An 18,909-nucleotide genomic window follows, 5' to 3' on the forward strand; every position below is an offset into this window, starting at 1 on the left:
CGTTCCGGGCGCCTCCCGGATACGCATAGACCCTTTCAAATGCATGCAAGCTAAATCGGCGTGCGCCCGAGAAAGGCCAGCAACTGATCGCCCGGCGGCGCGTCCCCGGGCACCGCCACCGGCCGGCCGAACCGTCCCGGCCGATCGCCCGCCCGGATCAGCACGACCGCCAGATCGAGCAGTTCGTCGGCGAGGTCGGCCGGGATCGGGCGGTCGGCCCGGCAGGTGCGGGCCACGTCCCACCCGTGCACCGCGAGCTCGATCGCACCCGCTCCGGCCACCAACGGGGTGCTCAGGTGCGCCTGCTCCACCCGTACGAGGGAAGCGCCGCAGGCCCGAGCCCAGGCACCCACCAAGCGCGACGCCCGCTCCCGCACCCGGGGAAGGACGTCGCCGGCCTCGGCCGGCGGCCGCATCGTGACCCGCCCGACGGTCACCGCCTCCTCCAGCGCGGCCATCGAGTCGATCACGTGTTCCAGCAGGTCGCGCAGGTTCCAACCGGCGCACGGCGTGGGCCGGGCCAGCATCGGCGGCGCGGCGAGGGTGACGCTGCCCAGGCAATACGCGACCGACCGTTCCAGGGCGGCCACTCCGGCCCGCAGCGCCGTGTCCATCTCAGACCGGAATCGTCTCGGGCAACCCGAAAGTCGCGAACAGCCGCAGGTCGAAGAAGCACGACACGTGACTGACGCCCTGCGGGGTCAACGTCAGCACGGGCAGGTTGAACGGCCGGTAGAGGTCGCCGTCGCGCATGTAGAGGCCGAACGCGAACTGGCCGTTCGCCCGGGTCGGGATCAGTTTCATGTCGCCCGGGCCCTCGGCCGGGCAGCGGGTGTCGACCAGCCGGGCAATGTCCTCGGGGCCCTGGTACCAGCCGGTGAACGGCGGCATCTCCCAGACGGAGTCCTTGGTGAAGATGTCGACAAGCGCCTTGATGTCCTTCGCCTCGAACGCGGCCACGAACCGATCCAGGAGCTCACGCTGCTCGGATTCGGTCGGTTCACTCACCTCGTCGACCGAGACCGTCGCCTGCTGCACCTGCGCGCGGGCCCGCTGCAGGGCGCTGTTCACCGATGCCGTGGTCATCTCGAGCATCTCGCCGACCTCGGCGGCCGGCCACTGCAGGACGTCGCGCAGGATCAGCACCGCTCGCTGCCGCGGTGGCAGGAACTGCATGGCCGCGACCACCGCGAGCCGAATGCTCTCCCGGCCGGTCACGACCGCGGCCGGGTCGTCGCTGACCAGCGAGTCGGGCATCGGCTCGAGCCACGGCACCTCGCGCCGCTCGATCAGTGCCTCGGCCGGGTCCGAGCTCGGCGCGCCCAGACCGATCGGCAACGGTCGACGACTGCGCGACTCCAGCGCGTTCAGGCAGGCGTTCGTCGCGATCCGATGCAGCCACGTCCGCATCGAGGACCGGCCCTCGAACCGGTCGTACGAGCGCCACGCCCGCACGTATGTCTCCTGCACCAGGTCCTCGGCGTCGTAGACCGAGCCGAGCATCTGGTAGCAGTGAGCGAGCAGCTCCCGCCGGTAGGGATCCGCCTGCCGAACGAACTCGGCGTCCACCGCGCCACCTCCTCCTGGATACCGACCGGGCTCCGGCGTGGAACTCATCGCTGTTCCGGCGATGAGTTCCGGCGGCCGGGCCGGTCTGTCCTGGCGATCGTAATGAGTGAGGGAGGTCGGCGGCCGTGCCGAAGACGACGGATCGCAGGTGGATCGCGCTGATGGTGCTGTGCGCGGGGCTGTTGATGATCATCTTGGATGTCACGATCGTGAACGTCGCCCTGCCGGCGATCCAGGGCGAGCTGGGTTTCTCGCAGCCGGGGCTGGCCTGGGTGGTCAACGCGTACCTGATCCCGTTCGGGAGCCTGTTGCTGCTCGCCGGGCGGCTCGGTGACCTGGTGTCCCGGCGTGGCGTCTTCCTGTCGGGTCTGGTCGTGTTCACGCTCGCGTCCGCGCTGTGCGGGCTTGCGGCGAACCGGGAGATGCTCATCGCCGCCCGGTTCCTGCAGGGCGTCGGCGGCGCCGCCACCTCGGCGGTCATCCTCGGGATGATCGTGACGATGTTTCCCGGGGCGCGGGAGCAGGCGCGGGCGATCGGCGTCTACAGCTTCGTGGCCTCGGCGGGGGGAGCGGCCGGGCTGTTGCTCGGCGGCGTGCTCACCTCGGCCGTGAACTGGCACTGGATCTTCTTCGTCAACGTGCCGGTCGGGGTCTGCACCTTTGCCGCAGCCCGGAGGTTGGTCACGGCCGATCGGGGGCCGGGGCTGCGGCAAGGTGCGGACGTCCTGGGAGCGGTTCTGATCACCGGGGCCCTGATGGTCACGGTGTACACGGTGGTCACGCCCGGCGGATCGCTGCCGCTGGCTCTGCCGGCGCTGGGGCTCGGGGTGGCGTTCGTGGTCCGCGAGGCCACCGCCGCGGCGCCGCTGGTCCCGTTGCGCATCTTCCGCCAGGGTGAGACCGCCCGCGCCAACCTCGCCCAACTGCTCAGCGCGGCCGGGATGTTCGGCATGTTCTTCGTCGGGGTGCTCTACTGCCAGCACGTCCTCGGCTACGACGCGATGCGGATCGGCCTCGCGTTCCTGCCGGTCACGGTCGTGATGGGCGGGCTGTCGCTGCGCTACACCGAGCGGCTGATCGGGCGGTACGGGGCGCGGCGCCTGGTGCTCACCGGGCTGGGGCTCGTCGTGGCCGGCCTGGCGTACTTCGCCCGGGTGCCGTCGGACGGGTCATATCTGATCGATGTGCTGCCGTCGATGCTGCTGCTCGGTCTCGGCGGCGGGCTGGCGTTCCCGGCGCTCGCCGCGCTCGCCATGTCGTCGGCCACACCGGACGACGCGGGCCTGGCCTCGGGCGTCTTCAGCACCACCGCGGAGGTCGGCTCGGCGCTCGGTCTGGCCGTGCTCGCCACGCTCTCGGCCGGGGGCTACCGGCTGCCGTTCGTCGCCGCGGCCGTGCTGGTCGCCGCCGGGCTCGCCGTGCTCGTGAAGCGGCCGGCCGCCGCCGTACCCGTCGAGAGTGAACTGATCAGCGCGTAAACCTCGTCGAGCCGGTTGATCGCTGAACCCCGGGACGTTACCCATCCGTAAACATCGGTATGACCGAGGTCTATCGGGCGACACATCTGGCCCGTTTCCGCCTGCGGAAGCGGTGGGTGGCCGTGGCGGCCAGCGTGGTCGTGCTGGTCGTCGCGATCGGCATGCTGGCGATGGCGGTGCCGCTGCCGATCCTCGAAGGGTTTCTCAGCCGCCAGGTCATGTCCCGGGTGAGCGACCAGATCGCCTGCCCCGGCGCCCTGGCCGCCGCGCCGCAGGTGACCGTGGCCGGCGGGCCGCTGGTGCCGCAGGTGCTCCGCGGCAACCTCGACGAGCTGCGGCTGTCGGTTCCGGACGCCACGCTCAGCGGCGTCCCGCACGCGGCCTTCGTGGCGACCTTGAAGGACGTCAGCCGGCCGGACCGGAACAGCACGCACGTCGGCAGCATCGACGCCACCATCACGGTCGGATTCGCGCACCTGCCCGCCAGGGCGGGGACGACCACGCCGAGCTTCCGGCGCGCCCCCGACGGCGGACTGACCGTCGGCGTGGTGATGCCGCCGGAAGCGGCCCGGAATGTCCGGGCCAAGCTGTTCCTGCGGATGGCCATCGTCGGCGAGACCGCGAGATCGGTTCCCGACCGGCTGGAGATCTTCGGGCAGACCATCGCGGCCTCCCGGGTGAGCGATCTGACCGGCGGGGTGCGCACCGAGAAGCTGCCGCATCTGCCGGACGGCGTCGCGTACAAATCGATCGCGCCGCAGAGGAACGGCGTGCACGTCGCGCTCGCCGGCGTCGCCACCACCGCGCTGTCCGAGCTGCCGACGGAGGTCGGCGGCCGATCGGTCACCTACTCGGCCACCGGCGGCCTGCTCGGCATCAACACGTCCGCGGTCGGCCTGCCGCTTACCATCTTCGCCTCGCCGGTCCTCGCCGGCGGCACCCTCACGCTCACCCCCACCAAGGTCCACATTCTCGGCGGCGACCACGGCCTCAACGACCCGATCGCCAAGCTCGTCCTCTCCCAGATCGACCGGAAGGACCTTTCCCGTACGCTGCCCGCCCTGCCCTCCGGCGTCGCCTACCGTTCGGTATCGGTCGATGCGGGCGGCATCCGGGTGGCCATCGAAGGCGTGACCGTGAAACCGTTCTCGGCGCTGACCCAGCCGCCCGGCGACAACCCGACCGTGTTCGGCGCCGAGGACGGCTTCCTGACCGCCAGCCAGACGGGCGGCACGGGCGACGCGACGCCGATCGAGTTGTACGGGCGGCCGCAGATCCGCGGGACCACACTGGACATCTCGCCACAGCAGATCGAGATGTTCGGCATCCGGTTCCCGGCCAAGAATGTGCTGCGCGAGGTGGCGGCGCAGCAGACGACGTTCCCGCTGCAGGCGCTGCCGGCCAATCTGCGGTACGACAAGGTGGAGGTGCTGCCGACCGCCCTGCGCATCCACCTGACGGGCAAGGACGTGACGCTCGCCCGCGGCAGCCTGACCGGCGGCGGATGCTAGCGCCCCGGCGCTCGCCGAGCGGCATTTCGACGCCGCGAGACAAGAGCCCGGCGGGACTTGTCAGGCGGTGCGGCTGCGCCAGAGCAGCCAGACGAAGTACGGCGCCCCGATCAGCGCCGTCACCAGCCCCGCCGCCACCTGGGTGGGCGCCAGCACCGTGCGCCCGACCGTGTCCGCGACACTGACCAGCACCGCCCCGAGACCGACCGCGACCGGAATCGACCGGGAATGCCTCGCCCCGACCAGTGCCCGCGCGGCGTGCGGCGCGACCAGCCCGACGAAGGCCAGCGCACCCACCGCGCATGCGGCCGCCGCCGTCAGCACCGCCGCCACCGCCAGAAACCCGAGCCGCGCCCGCTGCAGCGGCACCCCCAGCACCCGCGGCACGTCCTCGTCCAGCGCGACCAGGTCCAGCGTGCGACCGCCGGCGAGCGCGATCGGCAGCGCCGCCAGCAACACCAGCGCGACCGGGACGATCTGACCCGACGTTCGCCCGTACGTCGAGCCGGCCAGCCAGGTCAGCGCCGTCCCGGTGTTCCACGGCGCGATCACGACCACGACCAGCGTGGTGATGGCCGTGGCGCCCGCGCTGACGCCGACACCGACCAGGACGATCCGGTCCGAGGCCGGGCCGCGGCCGGCCGCGAGCCAGTACACCAGCGCGAACGTGCCGAGCGCGGCGACCGTGGCCGCCGCCATCACCGGCCAGATGCCGAGACCGGGCAGCAGGAGCACGACGGCGACCGCGCCGACGCTCGCGCCCGGCGTGACGCCGAGCAGGCCCGGCTCGGCGAGCGGGTTGCGGCAGACCGCCTGCACGATCGAGCCGGCCAACGCCAGCGCGGCGCCACCCAGCAGCGCGGCCAGCACACGGGGCCAGCGCTGGTCGAGGGCGAAGCTGACGTTGCGCCCGGCGGCACCGCGCCACCAGTTGGCCACGTCGCCGAGCAGGACCATCCGGTCGCCGAGCAGCAGTGCGGCGACCACCGCGGCGACCAGCGCCACGGCGAGCAGCACCGCGACCGTGACGATCCAGCCGCGGGAGCGGACCGCGCCGTGCGCCCCGCGGTTCGGGGCGGACGCGGGACCGCCGTCGCGGGTGCGCCGGGCGAGCCAGACCAGCACGGTCGCGCCGGCCAGCGAGGTGACGATGCCGGTGGGCACCGAGATGGCCACGTCGGCCGGGAGCACCGCGCGCATCAGCACGTCCGCGCCGACCACGATGAGCGCTCCGGCCAGACCGGCGAAGGGGAGCAGCAGGAGGTGGGCGCCGAGACCGGGCACCCGGCGGGCGACCAGCCGGGCGATCACCGGCGCGCAGAGGCCGACGAAACCGATCGGGCCGGCCACGGTGACGGCGATCGCGGCCAGCAGGACGGCGGCGAGGACGGCGAGCACCCGGGTACGGCGGACGTCGACGCCGAGCACCCGGGCCGGATCGTCGCCCAACGCCAGCACGTCCAGCCGGTGGGCGAGCAGCAGCACGGCCAGGATGCCGGCGGCGACGATCGGCGCGGCGCGGGTGACCTGTTCCGATCCGGACTGGACGGTGGTGCCGCTGCCCCAGGAGAACAGGCCGATCGTGTTCTGCTGGAACAGCATCAGGAGCACGGTGGTGAGCGCGTCCAGGGCGAGGGCCACCGCCGAGCCGGCCAGGATCAGCCGGGTCGGTCCGGCCGCGCCGCCGCGGGCGACCAGCAGCACGAGACCGGCGGCGAGCAGGCCGCCGAGGAAGGCGGTCAGGCCGTTGAGGAAGAACGGGAGCGAGACGCCGAACGCGGCGACCGCGACCACCGACACGTACGCGCCGGCGTTGACCGCGAGCGTGTCGGGGGAGGCGAGCGAGTTGCGGGCCACCGACTGCAGGACGCCGCCGGCCACGCCGACCGCGAGGCCGACGAGCACGGCGGCCGCCACCCGGGGGAACCGGCTGGCGACCAGCACGGCGACCGCCTGGGCGCGCTCCGAGTCCTGGTGTGCCCAGGGCCAGAGCGCGCGCACCAGCTCGGCGACGCTCAGGTTCGCGGTTCCCTGTGCGAGGTGAACCGCGGACAGGAGCAGAAGCAGCACGACCGAACCGGCGAAGAGCGCGACGATGCCGGACACCATCGGTCGCCCGGTCGCCGGCGTGACCGGGGCGCCGGTGTCCGAGTCCGCCGGCGTGGCCGGGGCGCCGGTGTCCGAGTCCGCCGGCGTGGCCGGGGCGCCGGTGTCCGAGTCCGCCGGCGAGGTGCTGGTCGTGCTGGTCATTCTTGCTTCCTCAGGCGCTCAGGGCAGTGACGACCGCGTCGATGTAGGCCGCTGCCGAGGCCGGGCCGCCGAACATCCAGATGCCGTCCGGGAGGCGCTTCACCTTCTGGCCCGGCACGAACGGCAGCTGCTTCCAGACCGCGTTGTTCTTGAGCGAGTCGGTGTAGTCGCCACCGTCCGACTTGTTCGCGGCGTACAGATAGGTGGTGTTCGCGTCCTTGATCTTGGTGAGGCCCTCGACGTCGGTCTGGGCGAGTCCGTAGTCCTTGTCGCCGCCGCTGGTCCACTGGTTCTGCAGGCCGAGCTCCTTGGCGACGGCGCCGAAGAACGAGTTCGGGGTGTACATCCGGATCGAGACGGTGCCGGAGTCGACCCAGCCGTCGGTCATCACGAACGGCGCGCCGGTCTTGCCGGCCTTGGCGAGGGCGTCCTTCCCGGCGGCGACCTTCGCGTCGAAGCCGGCGAGCAGCTTGGCGCCCTGCTCGTCGGTGCCGGTCGCCTTGGCGAGGGTGGTCACCGTCTTGCGCAGGTAGCCGATCGGATCCGATCCGTCCGAGCCGCGCAGCGCGATCACCGGAACCTTCTTGGCGATCTGCGCGATCACCGTCGCCGGAAGATCGGTGGTGGTGACGACCAGGTCGGGGTTGAGCGCCACGATCGCGTCGAGGCTCGGCTCGCCACGCTTGCCGACGTCCGGGGTCCTCGGGTCGATCGGGGTGGTCGAGTCCCAGAGGTTGTAGCCCTTGACGTCGGCCTGGCCGGCCGGCTTCACGCCGAGCGCGAGCAGGTTCTCGGTGAGGCCCCACTCCAGCGAGACGACGTTCGTGGCCGGCGCGTCGAGGTGCACGGCGCCGCGCTCGTCCTGAAGGTCGACCGGGCCGGAGGGCGCGGAGGACGCCGGGGCGGCGGCGGTGCCGGCCGGGTCCTCGGTGGTGCCGCAGGCCGCGACGAACAGTGCGGTGAGCGCGGCCGCCGTGGTGGCGAACGCGCGGCGGGTGATAGCCATCTTTCGGGGGGCCTTTCGGTATCAGGTGATCACATGGTGTGGTGCCGGCCGACCGGCTTGGTGCGGACGTGACCGTCCGCGTCGATGTGCACGTGGATGCGCAGTCCGTAGACCTCGGAGAGGAGATCGGAAGTGAGCACTTCGTCGGGCTTGCCGGTGGCCCGGACGGCGCCGCGGGCCAGCACCACGAGCTCGTCGGCGACCGCGGCCGCCTGATCGAGGTCGTGCAGGACCACGCCGACCGCGACGCCGTGCTCGTCGGCGAGGTCGCGAACGATGTCGAGCGTCTCGATCTGGTAGCGCAGGTCCAGGAAGGTGGTCGGCTCGTCGAGCAGCAGGACGCCGGTGTCCTGGGCGAGGCAGGTGGCGAGCCAGACCCGTTGCAGCTCGCCGCCGGAGAGCTCGTCGACGGCGCGGTCGGCCATCTGCTCCACGCCGGTGAGCCGCATCGCGCGGTCGATCAGCGCGGGACCGTCCGGATCGCCGGTGCCGAACCGGCTGCGGTACGGGTGCCGGCCGTACGCGACCACGTCCCGCACCCGGACGCCGCCGGGGGTGGGGCGGGACTGGGTGAGCAGGGTGACCCGGCGCGCGAAGTCCCTGGGGCGCAACGCGAGCGCGTCCGCGCCGTCCAGGCTGACCGTACCGGCCTGGGCGGCGTGCAGCCGGGCGAGCGAGCGCAGCAGCGTCGACTTGCCCGAGCCGTTGGGGCCGATCAGCGCCACGACGCGGCCGGCGCGCAGCTCGATGCCGGCCTCGTGGACGACGGTGCGGCCGTCATAGGCGAGCGTCAGCCCCGCGCCGCTGAGCGCAGCCTCTCCTGTCATGAGGTGAGGCTAACCTAAGCAACTCGCCGGGAAAACGACGGTCCCGCGACGTGAGCCCGGTCACGCCCGCGGTGCGGACCAGCCGATATTTTGAACGCGGGACATGATCATGAAAGCTGGCAAGAGATGATTTATCTGGTCGAGAAGGAACGGTCTGCCGACGAGCGGTTCGTGGCGGAGGTGACCGAGTTGGTGAACCGGGCCTACGCCGTCGCCGAGCAGGGCATCTGGCTCGAGGGCACCGACCGGACCAGTCCCGCCGAGATCGCCGCGATGATCGATGCGGGCCATCTGGTGGCGGCGCGCGACGGCGACGCCCTGATCGGCGTGATGCGCCTGCAGCGCCTGCCGACCGGCGAGGGCGAGTTCGGCATGCTGGTCGCGGACCCCGCGCGGCGCGGCGCCGGCATCGGGCGTGATCTGATCGCGTACGCCGAGGACTGGGCCCGATCGCGGAGCCTGCCCGCGATGCAGTTGGAGCTGTTGTTCCCGAGCGGTTGGACACATCCGGTCAAGCAGTTCCTGCGCGACTGGTACCAGCGGCTCGGCTATCGCGTGGTCCGGCACGGCCACCTCGGCGAGGACTATCCCGACCTGGTCCCGCGCCTGGCGACCGAATGCGACTTCCTCGTCTTCCACAAGGCACTCTGAAACCGGCGGATCCGGGGATGAGGGCGGTATCCGCACCCCGGCACTGGGGGCGCTCCAGGGTGCGGACCCGCGGCCTCAGCGTGCGAACGTCAGGTACAGCAGCCCGGCCAGGGCCAGCATCATGAGCAGGACCAGCCCGCCGACGACCAGGGTGGCGGTGGTGCCGCCGCCGTCCTTCTCGTACTCGATGCCCTGCTGCTCGTCGGCGTCCTTGCGCGGCACGGCGATCCTCCTGCTCGTGATGCAACGGGCGGAGGATAGCCGGCGCGACCCGTCCGCAACGATCCTCGATTCCGCACTGCGAAACGCGTGACCAGCCGCGATGCGCCGCTCACAGCCGGTGCGCGGCGGCCGGGCCGGGCGGTGTCAGGCGGCCGGGCGGTGCTGGGCGAGCACGCTGCGCACCAGCCGCCCGGTGCGGTGCAGCTTCGGGCTCGGGTAGCGCAGCGCCGTCCCGAGCACGGCCAGCGCCCCCACGACCCGCCCGCCGACGTGCACCGGAACGGCGGCCCCGGCCATGCCGACCAGGAACTCGCCGGACTGGATGGCGTAACCGCGGGCGCGGCTGGCCGCCACGTCGGCCGCCAGCCGATCCGGGTCCACAATGGTGGCCGCCGTGCGCGGGGTCAGCCGCAGCCTCGGCACGATCGCGGCGGCGCCCTCGGGCGGGAGGCCGGACAGCACCGCCTTGGCGATGCACCCGCTGCTGAGCGCGTACCGCCGCCCGATCGGCGAGGTCTCGGCGACGGGCGGCTGCAGCGGCTCCCGGCGGCCGATGATCAGCAGCGAGAGCGAGTCCCAGTCGACCTCGGCGATCAGCACGGTCTCGCCGGTCATCCGGGCCAGCTCGTCGGCCGCGGCGCCGGTCCGATGGGTGATCGCCGAGCTCTCCGAGACCTGGCTGCCCAGCTCGAGCAGGCGCAAACCCAGCAGGTATGCCCCGCCGGGGTCCTGCCGCAGGAAGCCACGCTCGATCAGGGTCACCGCGATCCGGCGCACGCTCGGCCGGGGCATGCCCACCGCCTCGGCCAGCTCGGACAGCGTCAGACGAGGGTGCGCCGAGCTGAACGCGCTGAGGATGTCGAGCGCCCGAGCGACCGATCGGACCTCACCACGGCGATCCGAACCGGCAGCGGACATGCCGAAACAGTACCCCGGTGCACCATGGCGCCGTTCCCTGCGATCGCCGAACCTCCGTCCATCAAGGACGGTCGGTCAGCGGTAGCGCTCCTCGATGCCCCGGAAGTACTCCTCGACCTCCTCGTCGGTCGGCTCGCGGAAGTAGTCGTACGGCGCCACCGACACGCCCTCGACGATTTCCCGCTCGTCGTCCGCCGAGGCGGTCGGATCCAGGTCGCGGGCGGTGCGAGCGCCCATCGAGTACAGCGCGAAGCCCGGCTCGAACCGGTACCCGACGTCGATCTCCTCGTACGCGTGGCCCCGCGCGGCCAGATCGGCCACCACGTCGTCCATGAACCGGTAGGTCAGCTGGACCCCGTCGAAGAAGACCTCCTCGCCGCCGTCGCCGGTGTAGCCGATCTCGACGACCTCGACCGTGTCGTCCTCGGCGTAGGTCAGGATCAGCATCGGTACCGTCTCGTACACCGCCTTGTCCTCCCGGCCGGGATGGACCGGCGGTCCCAGCCGAGACTCGATCACCGCGCGGCTCTCGCCGACCTTCGCCGTTGCGACGCCCTCCCCGGGCACGATTTCCATGCGCGGCATGATGCCACGACCCGGCGGCGAACAGTTGCTGACACAGGATGTCAGTGGGGGAGCCCTAGCGTCGCGGCATGGCGAACAACTTCGATTTCCTGGTCGGCGACTGGACCTCCCGGCAGCGCCGGTTGCGCGAGGTCCTGGCCGGCAGCGACGACTGGTACGAGTTCTCCGGCGTCACCCGCTGCTGGAGCGTCTTCGGCGGCGGCGGCAACATCGACGAGGTCACCTACCCGGAGCAGGGCTACACCGGCCTGACGGTGCGACTGTTCGACCCGGCGACCGAGCTGTGGTCGATCTATTGGGCGCGCAACGACACCGGCCTCGCGCTTCCCCCGACGGTCGGCCGATTCGAGGAGGACGGCGTCGGCCGCTTCTACGACGACGAGGACTGGCACGGCCGCCCGATCCGCGTCCGTTACCAGTGGACCGTTCTCGGCGACGACGCCTGCCGCTGGGAACAGGCCTTCTCCACCGACGAGGGCCGGACGTGGGAGACCAACTGGACCGCCGACTTCACGCGGGCGGGATGAAACCGATCGATACCGTACGCTCGGCGGCGCCGCCGACCGCAGGTGCCGCGAACCGATGTTCTCCCCGCGAGCCAGGCGTTCGGTCCGGGCCGTTCCGCGACCGCCGGGCATGAGTGGGTGGTCACCGCCGGCGAAATCGGCGTGCCGCCGCGCCGGACGTGCGGGGATGCGGCAGGATCCGGGGGTGATACCGGAACATCTCGACGGGTCGGAGCTGGGTGAGCGGCAGCGCCGGATCCTCGCGGTCATTCAGCAGTCGGCGGTGCGGCACGGCTATTCGCCGTCGACGCGGGAGATCGGCGACGCCGTCGGTCTGTCCGCCTCGTCGGTGAGCCGGCACCTGCGGGCCCTGGAGGACCGCGGATACCTGCGGCGCGGCACGGCGACCCGGCCGATCGACGTGCGCATGTTCCTGCGGCCCGAGCCGGAACGGCCGAGGACGAACACGATCGGCGTGCCACTGCTCGGCGACATCGCGGCCGGCCCGCCGATCCTGGCCGAGCAGAGCTTCGACGAGGTCCTCGACCTGCCGCGCGAGCTGGTCGGCAAGGGGAACCTGTTCGCGCTGCGGGTGCGCGGCGACTCGATGGTCGACGCGGCGATCTGCGACGGCGACCTGGTGATCGTCAAGCAGCAGCACGAGGCCGTCAACGGCGACATCGTGGCCGCGATGATCGACGACGAGGCCACGGTGAAGGTGTACCGGCGGCGCGGCGGGCGGGTGGTCCTGGAGGCGCGCAACCCCGCCTACTCGGACATCGACGGCGATCGCGCGGTCATCCTCGGCAAGGTCGTCTCGGTGATGCGCCGCACCTAGCACTCCGGCCTACGCTGAGCGGGTGAACACGTTCAGCGAGGAGCGCTCGGCCGAGGTCGTGGCCGCGAGCTTTGCCAACACCCCGGACGACCGGCTGCGCGAGGTGCTGGGCGCCCTGGTCGAGCACCTGCACGCGTTCGTCAAACAGGTCGAGCTGACCGAGGCCGAGTGGGCCGCGGCGATCGACTTCCTGACCCGGACCGGGCAGAAATGCGACGCGAACCGGCAGGAGTTCATCCTGCTCTCCGACGTGCTGGGGGTCTCGATGCTGGTCGAGACGATCAACCATCGGGCTGGCCGCGGGTCCACCGAGTCGACCGTGCTCGGCCCGTTCCATGTGGTCGCCTCGCCGCCCCGGGAGCTCGGCGACGACGTGGCGCTGGACGGCAAGGGCACGCCGTGCCTGGTCTCCGGCCAGGTCACCGGCGTCGGCGGGGAACCGGTGCCGGGCGCGCGGGTGGACATCTGGCAGGCGAACGACGACGGCTACTACGACGTGCAGCAGCCGGGCATCCAGCCGGAGCTGAACCTGCGGGGACTGTTCACGACCGACGCCGACGGCAGGTTCTGGTTCCGATCGATCGTGCCCCGGTACTACCCGATCCCGGACGACGGCCCGGTCGGGCAACTGCTCGCGGCGACCGGGCGGCATCCGTACCGGCCGGCACACCTGCACTTCATCGTCTCGGCGCCCGGCTATCGCACGGTGACCACCCACGTCTTCGTGGCGGACAGCCCTTATCTGGACTCGGATGCGGTGTTCGGGGTCAAGGAGAGCCTGATCCGGGAGGTTCCCGAGGTCGACGATCCGGCGCGGGCCCGGTCGCTCGGTCTGGAGAATCCCTTCCGGACGCTCACCTTCGACATCGTGCTGCAGCGATGAACTTCCGCTACGACGCCCTGCCGATGCGGGTGGTGTTCGGCGCCGGCTCGCTGTCCCGGCTGCCGGACGAGGTCGGCGCGATCGGTCTGGAGCGGATCCTGGTGCTGTGCGGGCCGCGCCAGGAGGCGGTGGGCAAGCAGGTGGCCGAGGCGCTCGGCGACCGCTGCGTGGGCGTTCTGCCCGAGGCGAGGATGCACGTGCCGGTCGAGGTGGCCGGGCGGGCCCGTGCGGTGGCGGCCGAGCTGGCCGCCGACGGGTGCGTCGCGGTCGGCGGCGGATCGGCGATCGGGCTGGGCAAGGCGGTCGCGCTCGAGCACGGCCTGCCGGTGGTGGCCGTGCCCACCACGTACGCCGGATCGGAGATGACGCCGGTCTGGGGACTCACCGAGGACGGCGTGAAACGCACCGGCCGCGATCGGAAGGTGCTGCCGGTGAGCGTGGTCTACGACCCGGCGCTCACCCTGAGCATGCCGGTCGGGCTGGCCGTGACCAGCGGAGTCAACGCGCTCGCGCACGCTGCCGAGGGCCTGTACGCCCCGGACGGCTCGCCGATCGTCGCGCTGATGGCCCGGGAGGGCATCCGGGCGCTGACCGCCGCGCTGCCGGCGATCGTCGCCGGCCCCGAGGACGCGCAGGCGCGGGCGGACGCCCTGTACGGCGCGTGGCTGTGCGGGGCGGTGCTCGGCGCGACCACGATGGGCCTGCACCACAGGCTGTGTCACACGCTCGGCGGCACGCTGAATCTGCCGCACGCCGAGACACACACGGTCGTGCTCCCGCACGTGCTGGCATACAACGGCGGCGCGGTGGCCCGGGAGCTGGACGGCCGGTCGCTCTGGGCGCTCGAGGGCGAGCTCGGCGCGCCCCGATCGCTGCGTGAGCTGGGCATGGACGCCGCCGACATCGACCGGGTCGCCGATCTCGTGGCGGGCGCGACCTTCCCGAACCCGCGGCCGGTGACCCGGTCGGACGTCCGCGACCTGCTGCACGCCGCCTGGGCGGGAACCCCGCCGCCGGGCTGATCGGACCACGTCGAGGGACGAGGCCGGCGACGGATCGGGCCGGCGACGGATCGGGCCGGCGACGGATCAGGCCGGCGACGGATCAGGCCGGCGACGGATCAGGCCGGCCCGGGCAGCGTCGCCGCGAATCCGTCGAGCAGCCAGGTCAGGCCCTCGTCGAAGTCGGCGATCCAGTCGTCGAGGCCACCCCGCAGCAGGCCGCGACGCCCCGCCTCGGCCAGGTGCGGCAGGTCGCCACCCGCGGTGATCTCGGCGAAGTACGTGCCGGTCGAGTCTCGCCACTGCTCCTCGGTGAGCCCGTCGCGCCGGCGGGCCGCCTGCTCCTGCCCGGCGAGCATGGCGAAGCCCCACAGGTAGATGTCGACCGCCCGGAGCAGCTGGAGCGCGCGTTCCGGCGGCAGGCCCGCCCCCGCGACGGCGGCCAGGGACTGGTCGGCGTGCCGGGCCGCGTTCGGGCCGATCGGCGCCCGCGCCCCGAACGCGCTCATCACCCACGGGTGCCGCCGGCCCACCTCGATCTGCCGGTGCAGCACCGCCTTGAGCGCGTCACGCCAGTCGCCGGACGGCACCTCGTCCAGCAGCATCTCGCCCAGCACCCGGTCGACCATGAGATCGACCAGTTCCTCCTTGCGCTCGAAGAACGAGTACAGGCTCATCGGCCGGGCCTTGAGCTCGGCGGCGACCCGGCGTACGGAAACGGCTTCGAGGCCCTCCCGGTCGGCGAGCTCGACCGCGCTCGCCACCACCGCCTCCCGGGTCAGGCGCTGCGGCTTGGCCGGCCGGGTCCACATCTCGGTCATCCCCGGATGGTAACGCTGTACGGAAAGCGATACGGTGTATCGCGACACGTACGCCGTATCGCACACGAGGGAGACGTGATGGCGGAGAGACTGCCCCGGGATCTGCTGGCGCTCGTCGGCGCGATCCTGCTCGGCGTGTTCCTGGTCCAGATGGACTCGACGATGGTCAACATCGCGCTGGAGAGCTTCCGCCGCGACTTCCACGCCGACCTGCCCACCGTGCAGTGGATCAGCGCGGCCTACCTGCTGGCGATGGCGGCGGTGATACCGGTGGCCGGCTGGGCGATCGACCGCCTCGGCGCCCGGACGGCGTGGCTGGCGTCCCTGGCGCTGTTCACCGCCGGATCGCTGCTGTGCGGCCTGGCCTGGTCGGCGGGCAGCCTGATCGCGATGCGGGTGGTGCAGGGCGCCGGCGGCGGCATGCTCCTGCCCTTGTTCCAGACGATCCTCGCCCGGCGAGCCGCCGGTCGGCAGCTGGGCCAGGTGATGGCGCTGATCGGCATCCCGCTGCTGCTCGGCCCGGTGCTCGGCCCGGTGCTGGGCGGGGTGCTGGTCGATGGGCTCGGCTGGCGCTGGATCTTCCTGGTCAATCTGCCGATCTGCCTGCTGGCGGCGGGGGCGGCGGCCCGGGTCCTGCCCGGCGGGCGCGGGTCACGGCCGGCCCGCCTGGACGTGCTCGGGCTGGCGCTGCTGTCGCCGGCGCTGGCCGCGATCGTCTGGGGGCTGTCGAGCGCCGGCGCCGACGGCCGCTTCGGCGCTGCGACGGTCGCGGTGCCGGTCGCCGGGCTGCTGTTGCTGGCGTGGTTCGTCCGGCATGCGCTGCGGGTCGCCGAGCCGGTGGTCGATCTGCGGTTGTTCGGCCGCCGGGCGTTCGCGGCCTCGTCGGCGGCGATGTTCCTGGCGATGGTGGCCCTGATCGGCACGCTGCTGCTGATCCCGCTGTACTACCAGCAGGTGCACGGGTTCACGCCGCTGCACGCGGGGCTGCTGCTGGCACCGCAGGGCGCCGGCTCGGCGATCGCCCTGAGCGTCGCCGGGCGATGGACCGAGCGCTTCGGCGTACGCCCGGTGGCCGTTGCCGGGGTGCTGCTGATGCTCGCGACGACGCTCGCGCTGACCCAGCTCACGGCGGGGACCAGTCAGTGGGTGCTGGTTCCGCTGATCGCCCTGAGCGGGGCCGGTTTCGGGACGCTGGTGGTGTCGGCGCAGGCAGGCACGTATGCGGATCTGTCGCCCGACCTGGTGCCGCACGCGACCACCGCGGTACGGGTGTTCCAGCAGGTCGGAAGCTCGTTCGGGGTCGCCGTGCTGGCCGTGGCCCTGCAGCGCAACGCGGCGGGCGCCGGGTCGCTCGCGGCCGCGTTCGGCGCCACGTTCTGGTGGGCCTTCGGTGCCGCCGCCCTGACGCTGATCCCGGTCATGCTGATGCGTGGTTCGCCGCGCACGGGCGACCGGTCAGCCGACCCGGAGAAGGCGCCCGCAGCGGCCTAGGAGCGGGCGAGGGCCGGCACCGCGGGCCGTCTCGTCAGGGGAGCCGGAACAGGGTGTTGAACCGCAGGCCGAGCCACGGGCGGCGGCCGGTGGCGAGCGCGCCGCCGGCCGCGATCGCCTGCCACAGCTTGCGCCGGCGGAAGCCGACCAGAAGGGCGCCGCAGGCCGACAGCGACAGAACGCAGTCAACCTCGCGGCCGTCGGCCGGTTCCGCGGTGGCCTGCCCCTCGGCCACCTGGAGCACGAACGGGGCCGCCTGGCGGATGCGGACCTCGAAGCTGCCGGTGAACCCGTGGGCGCCCGCCGGGTCGACCAGCAGCGGCAGCATCGCGCTCATCACGGTCGGCGCGGCCGCCGCGGCCGACCGCTCGTCCAGCCACGGCCGCGTCCGCAAGGCTCGCGCGAGGTCGTAGCCGTGCACCACGCTCTCGCTGACGGTGAGCGCGGCGAGGGTGCCGACGGTGCGCGTCATGCCGGTTCCGTACCACGGCGTCGGGCGCTCCGCGAGCAGATCCGGGCCGGAGTCCAGCGCCGCGAGCATTTCGTCGGCGCATTCGCGCAGCGCGTCGGCGGCCTCGCCGGGCCCGGGGAAGGTCACCACCGTCACCGCCCGGGCGTTCGTCGAGGCCACCACCTCGGGCAGGGTCTCACCGCTGCCCAGGTTGGCGGCGATCTCCTCGGTCAGGTCCTCGCCGCGCAGGGCCAGCGCGAACGCGCGGTAGACCACGCACAGGTGCGCGACCAACTGGCTTGCGGTCCAGTCCAGGCCCGGTACCGGGGCGCCCAGATGTGAGCTGGACCGGACCCGCTCGACCAGGCGGCGGCTTTCGCGGTCCAGGGCGGCGCGCAGGGCGTCCCGGTCGGGCTCGACGATCATGCCGGGCAGTCTGCACGACAGAACCGAGGCGCGCATCACTCCGTACCCGGATTGAAACTCAGGACCCTCGAGGCGTCGTCGCGATGCCCTTGAGGAGCGCGGTGAAGGCCCAGCGCTGGCGCTGCTCGCCGGTGCCCGCGAACAGCTCGTCCCGGACCCGGCTGACGTTGGGGTAGTCGAGCGGGTCGGCGTCGCGGACCGCCTCGACCTGCTGCTGATCGGACTGATCGTCGCCGGCGTGCTCCGCGGCCGAGGCGGTGGCCATCTGCAGCAGCAGGTCCACGCCCCAGGCGGCCTGGGCAGGTGGGACGCCGCCCTCGTGCAGCAGGCCGAGAAGGGTGTCGATCAGGCGGACGTAGCGCGGCCCGGCCGGCCGGAGCAGCAGCACCGAGCGGGCGAGGCCAGGATATTTGGTCAATATCAAGTGATACTGCCCGAGCAGATCGACCACGCGATCGCTCCACGAACCGGGCATATCCGATAAATAAGTCAGCAGCTCATCAAGCAGCGCGCCGTGCAGCTCGGCCATGTTCGACACGTAGACGTAGAGGGACGCCGGCCCGGTGTCCAACTCGGCCGCGACCCGCCGCATGGTCAGCTTCTCCAGCCCCTCCTCCTGCATGATCCGCAGGGCCACGGCGATCACCCCGTCCCGGCTCAGCGGCGGCTTGGCGGGGCGATCACGGCGGCTGACCGGGGCTTTCCTCATGCCGCCCATCGTAACGAACGTGTTCGCGCCGGGGCGGGCGTGCCGAACTGGCGGTGATGGGGTTTGATGGTTGGACCCCGTCCGACGACAAGGTTCCGATGAGACCCCTCGCTAATCTTCTCGCCGCCGTGCCGCTCGTGCTGGTCGCCGCCTGCTCTAACGACGAGCCCCCGGTGACCGCCGACCAGCAGGCGACCTGGGTGATCCCCTCGGGCACCGCGACCGAGGCGCCGATCCCGTCGAACCGCACCACCGAGGCCACCCCGTCCGGCGGCGGCACCGCGGCGGCCGCCGGCGTCTCCCGCTGCCACACCGGCAGCCTGACCGCCAGGACCGGCGGCGTCGAGTCCACCGCGGGCGTGCTCTACCTCTCGCTGGTGTTCACCAACAAATCGCCGGAGAAGTGCTCGCTCACCGGGTACCCGACGGTGTCCTGGGTCAGCGCCAAGACCGGCAAGACGGTGAACAAGCCGTTCGCGCCGGACGCCGGCACCGCCTCCCCGGTCGTGCTCGAGCCGGGCGCGCAGGCGCACGCGACCCTCGCGTACCACCAGCCGGGCGAGGCCGACCCGGCCAAGTGCAAGCCGGTCACCGTGAAGGGCTACCGGGTCGTGCCGCCCCGGGAGAGCACGTCGATCTTTGTGACCGGCGCGACCGTCGCCTGCTCGTCGACCGGCATCAACACCGGCAAGGTCCTGGCGATCATCGCGGGCGCAAAGTAGGGGTCGCTCGGGGTTTCAATGCCCGGGCCGGGAGCGCCCCTCCC

Annotated in this window: 20 protein-coding genes; 9 read left to right on the plus strand and 11 right to left on the minus strand. The window is 72.3% G+C overall.

Annotated features, from left to right (window positions below):
- Positions 1 to 50: 50 nt before the first annotated feature.
- Positions 51 to 614 (minus strand): TIGR03086 family metal-binding protein, encoded by a 564-nt coding sequence (locus ODJ79_RS24615; protein ID WP_263025917.1) that lies wholly within the window; start codon positions 612 to 614, stop codon positions 51 to 53.
- A gap of 1 nt (position 615) precedes the next feature.
- Positions 616 to 1,617, minus strand: a complete 1,002-nt coding sequence (locus ODJ79_RS24620) for a sigma-70 family RNA polymerase sigma factor (protein ID WP_263025918.1) — start codon at positions 1,615 to 1,617, stop codon at positions 616 to 618.
- 77 nt (positions 1,618 to 1,694) lie between these two features.
- Here ODJ79_RS24620 and ODJ79_RS24625 point away from each other — a divergent pair, with 77 nt between their 5' ends.
- Together ODJ79_RS24625 and ODJ79_RS24630 are read left to right on the plus strand one after the other, a co-directional pair.
- Complete coding sequence (locus ODJ79_RS24625) at positions 1,695 to 3,047, plus strand: MFS transporter (protein ID WP_263025919.1); 1,353 nt, start codon at positions 1,695 to 1,697, stop codon at positions 3,045 to 3,047.
- Positions 3,048 to 3,106: 59 nt separating this feature from the next.
- Positions 3,107 to 4,558, plus strand: coding sequence for a DUF2993 domain-containing protein (locus ODJ79_RS24630; protein ID WP_263025920.1), 1,452 nt, complete (start codon positions 3,107 to 3,109; stop codon positions 4,556 to 4,558).
- 60 nt (positions 4,559 to 4,618) lie between these two features.
- On the opposite strand, the gene ODJ79_RS24635 is transcribed toward ODJ79_RS24630, so the two are convergent.
- Genes ODJ79_RS24635 through ODJ79_RS24645 form a run of 3 tightly spaced genes read right to left on the minus strand, consistent with a single transcriptional unit; the run spans position 4,619 to position 8,641 of the window.
- Entirely contained in the window at positions 4,619 to 6,808 is a 2,190-nt protein-coding gene (locus ODJ79_RS24635; RefSeq protein WP_263025921.1) for an iron ABC transporter permease, read from the minus strand.
- Between the two features lie 10 nt (positions 6,809 to 6,818).
- The gene (locus ODJ79_RS24640; RefSeq protein WP_263025922.1) at positions 6,819 to 7,814 is read right to left on the minus strand and encodes an iron-siderophore ABC transporter substrate-binding protein; all 996 of its coding nucleotides are present in this window, start codon (positions 7,812 to 7,814) and stop codon (positions 6,819 to 6,821) included.
- A gap of 29 nt (positions 7,815 to 7,843) precedes the next feature.
- Positions 7,844 to 8,641, minus strand: coding sequence for an ABC transporter ATP-binding protein (locus ODJ79_RS24645; protein ID WP_263025923.1), 798 nt, complete (start codon positions 8,639 to 8,641; stop codon positions 7,844 to 7,846).
- Between the two features lie 126 nt (positions 8,642 to 8,767).
- On the opposite strand from ODJ79_RS24645, the gene ODJ79_RS24650 reads away from it, so the two are divergent.
- Positions 8,768 to 9,292, plus strand: coding sequence for a GNAT family N-acetyltransferase (locus tag ODJ79_RS24650; RefSeq protein WP_263025924.1), 525 nt, complete (start codon positions 8,768 to 8,770; stop codon positions 9,290 to 9,292).
- Positions 9,293 to 9,367: 75 nt separating this feature from the next.
- Here ODJ79_RS24650 and ODJ79_RS24655 read toward each other — a convergent pair whose 3' ends face one another.
- The 3 genes from ODJ79_RS24655 to ODJ79_RS24665 all read right to left on the minus strand — a co-directional run bounded on the left by ODJ79_RS24655 (position 9,368) and on the right by ODJ79_RS24665 (position 11,008).
- On the minus strand, positions 9,368 to 9,514 hold the full coding sequence (locus ODJ79_RS24655) for a hypothetical protein (protein ID WP_263025925.1): 147 nt from the start codon (positions 9,512 to 9,514) through the stop codon (positions 9,368 to 9,370).
- Between the two features lie 144 nt (positions 9,515 to 9,658).
- Complete coding sequence (locus ODJ79_RS24660; RefSeq protein ID WP_263025926.1) at positions 9,659 to 10,432, minus strand: IclR family transcriptional regulator; 774 nt, start codon at positions 10,430 to 10,432, stop codon at positions 9,659 to 9,661.
- Between the two features lie 75 nt (positions 10,433 to 10,507).
- On the minus strand, positions 10,508 to 11,008 hold the full coding sequence (locus ODJ79_RS24665; RefSeq protein ID WP_263025927.1) for a hypothetical protein: 501 nt from the start codon (positions 11,006 to 11,008) through the stop codon (positions 10,508 to 10,510).
- A 77-nt stretch (positions 11,009 to 11,085) separates the two neighbouring features.
- Here ODJ79_RS24665 and ODJ79_RS24670 point away from each other — a divergent pair, with 77 nt between their 5' ends.
- The 4 genes from ODJ79_RS24670 (at position 11,086) to ODJ79_RS24685 (ending at position 14,266) form a co-directional block, all read left to right on the plus strand.
- On the plus strand, positions 11,086 to 11,544 hold the full coding sequence (locus ODJ79_RS24670) for a hypothetical protein (RefSeq protein WP_263025928.1): 459 nt from the start codon (positions 11,086 to 11,088) through the stop codon (positions 11,542 to 11,544).
- Between the two features lie 166 nt (positions 11,545 to 11,710).
- Positions 11,711 to 12,361, plus strand: a complete 651-nt coding sequence (gene lexA / locus ODJ79_RS24675; protein ID WP_263025929.1) for a transcriptional repressor LexA — start codon at positions 11,711 to 11,713, stop codon at positions 12,359 to 12,361.
- 22 nt (positions 12,362 to 12,383) lie between these two features.
- A complete protein-coding gene (locus ODJ79_RS24680) occupies positions 12,384 to 13,244 on the plus strand; it encodes an intradiol ring-cleavage dioxygenase (protein ID WP_263025930.1) in 861 nt (286 codons plus the stop codon).
- Positions 13,241 to 14,266 (plus strand): maleylacetate reductase, encoded by a 1,026-nt coding sequence (locus ODJ79_RS24685; RefSeq protein ID WP_263025931.1) that lies wholly within the window; start codon positions 13,241 to 13,243, stop codon positions 14,264 to 14,266. The genes ODJ79_RS24680 and ODJ79_RS24685 overlap by 4 nt, the downstream gene beginning before the upstream one ends.
- A 98-nt stretch (positions 14,267 to 14,364) precedes the next feature.
- Here the strand turns inward: ODJ79_RS24685 and ODJ79_RS24690 are convergent, their stop codons facing one another.
- Positions 14,365 to 15,066 carry a TetR/AcrR family transcriptional regulator gene (locus tag ODJ79_RS24690; RefSeq protein WP_263025932.1) on the minus strand — a complete coding sequence of 234 codons (702 nt, stop codon included), beginning with the start codon at positions 15,064 to 15,066 and terminating at the stop codon, positions 14,365 to 14,367.
- 78 nt (positions 15,067 to 15,144) lie between these two features.
- On the opposite strand from ODJ79_RS24690, the gene ODJ79_RS24695 reads away from it, so the two are divergent.
- Complete coding sequence (locus tag ODJ79_RS24695) at positions 15,145 to 16,557, plus strand: MDR family MFS transporter (protein WP_263025933.1); 1,413 nt, start codon at positions 15,145 to 15,147, stop codon at positions 16,555 to 16,557.
- A 34-nt stretch (positions 16,558 to 16,591) separates the two neighbouring features.
- On the opposite strand, the gene ODJ79_RS24700 is transcribed toward ODJ79_RS24695, so the two are convergent.
- Positions 16,592 to 17,434, minus strand: a complete 843-nt coding sequence (locus ODJ79_RS24700; RefSeq protein WP_263025934.1) for a DinB family protein — start codon at positions 17,432 to 17,434, stop codon at positions 16,592 to 16,594.
- A 58-nt stretch (positions 17,435 to 17,492) separates the two neighbouring features.
- Positions 17,493 to 18,143 carry a TetR/AcrR family transcriptional regulator gene (locus tag ODJ79_RS24705; RefSeq protein ID WP_263025935.1) on the minus strand — a complete coding sequence of 217 codons (651 nt, stop codon included), beginning with the start codon at positions 18,141 to 18,143 and terminating at the stop codon, positions 17,493 to 17,495.
- A 98-nt stretch (positions 18,144 to 18,241) separates the two neighbouring features.
- Here ODJ79_RS24705 and ODJ79_RS24710 point away from each other — a divergent pair, with 98 nt between their 5' ends.
- Complete coding sequence (locus ODJ79_RS24710; protein WP_263025936.1) at positions 18,242 to 18,865, plus strand: DUF4232 domain-containing protein; 624 nt, start codon at positions 18,242 to 18,244, stop codon at positions 18,863 to 18,865.
- Positions 18,866 to 18,909 lie beyond the last annotated feature (44 nt).

Origin of the sequence: Actinoplanes sp. KI2 (assembly GCF_025630775.1) — a bacterium.
Taxonomy (GTDB): Bacteria; Actinomycetota; Actinomycetes; order Mycobacteriales; family Micromonosporaceae; genus Actinoplanes.

Bases quoted from the DNA above. Each gene is read 5' to 3' on its own strand.
- ODJ79_RS24670 (WP_263025928.1), top strand. From the start codon at position 11,086: ATGGCGAACAACTTCGATTTCCTGGTCGGCGACTGGACCTCCCGGCAG.
- ODJ79_RS24650 (WP_263025924.1), top strand. From the start codon at position 8,768: ATGATTTATCTGGTCGAGAAGGAACGGTCTGCCGACGAGCGGTTCGTG.
- ODJ79_RS24660 (WP_263025926.1), bottom strand. From the start codon at position 10,432: ATGTCCGCTGCCGGTTCGGATCGCCGTGGTGAGGTCCGATCGGTCGCT.
- ODJ79_RS24645 (WP_263025923.1), bottom strand. From the start codon at position 8,641: ATGACAGGAGAGGCTGCGCTCAGCGGCGCGGGGCTGACGCTCGCCTAT.
- ODJ79_RS24635 (WP_263025921.1), bottom strand. From the start codon at position 6,808: ATGACCAGCACGACCAGCACCTCGCCGGCGGACTCGGACACCGGCGCC.
- ODJ79_RS24690 (WP_263025932.1), bottom strand. From the start codon at position 15,066: ATGACCGAGATGTGGACCCGGCCGGCCAAGCCGCAGCGCCTGACCCGG.
- ODJ79_RS24700 (WP_263025934.1), bottom strand. From the start codon at position 17,434: ATGATCGTCGAGCCCGACCGGGACGCCCTGCGCGCCGCCCTGGACCGC.
- ODJ79_RS24710 (WP_263025936.1), top strand. From the start codon at position 18,242: ATGAGACCCCTCGCTAATCTTCTCGCCGCCGTGCCGCTCGTGCTGGTC.
- ODJ79_RS24620 (WP_263025918.1), bottom strand. From the start codon at position 1,617: ATGAGTTCCACGCCGGAGCCCGGTCGGTATCCAGGAGGAGGTGGCGCG.
- ODJ79_RS24665 (WP_263025927.1), bottom strand. From the start codon at position 11,008: ATGGAAATCGTGCCCGGGGAGGGCGTCGCAACGGCGAAGGTCGGCGAG.
- ODJ79_RS24615 (WP_263025917.1), bottom strand. From the start codon at position 614: ATGGACACGGCGCTGCGGGCCGGAGTGGCCGCCCTGGAACGGTCGGTC.
- ODJ79_RS24640 (WP_263025922.1), bottom strand. From the start codon at position 7,814: ATGGCTATCACCCGCCGCGCGTTCGCCACCACGGCGGCCGCGCTCACC.
- lexA (WP_263025929.1), top strand. From the start codon at position 11,711: ATGCGGCAGGATCCGGGGGTGATACCGGAACATCTCGACGGGTCGGAG.
- ODJ79_RS24685 (WP_263025931.1), top strand. From the start codon at position 13,241: ATGAACTTCCGCTACGACGCCCTGCCGATGCGGGTGGTGTTCGGCGCC.
- ODJ79_RS24705 (WP_263025935.1), bottom strand. From the start codon at position 18,143: ATGAGGAAAGCCCCGGTCAGCCGCCGTGATCGCCCCGCCAAGCCGCCG.
- ODJ79_RS24630 (WP_263025920.1), top strand. From the start codon at position 3,107: ATGACCGAGGTCTATCGGGCGACACATCTGGCCCGTTTCCGCCTGCGG.
- ODJ79_RS24695 (WP_263025933.1), top strand. From the start codon at position 15,145: ATGGCGGAGAGACTGCCCCGGGATCTGCTGGCGCTCGTCGGCGCGATC.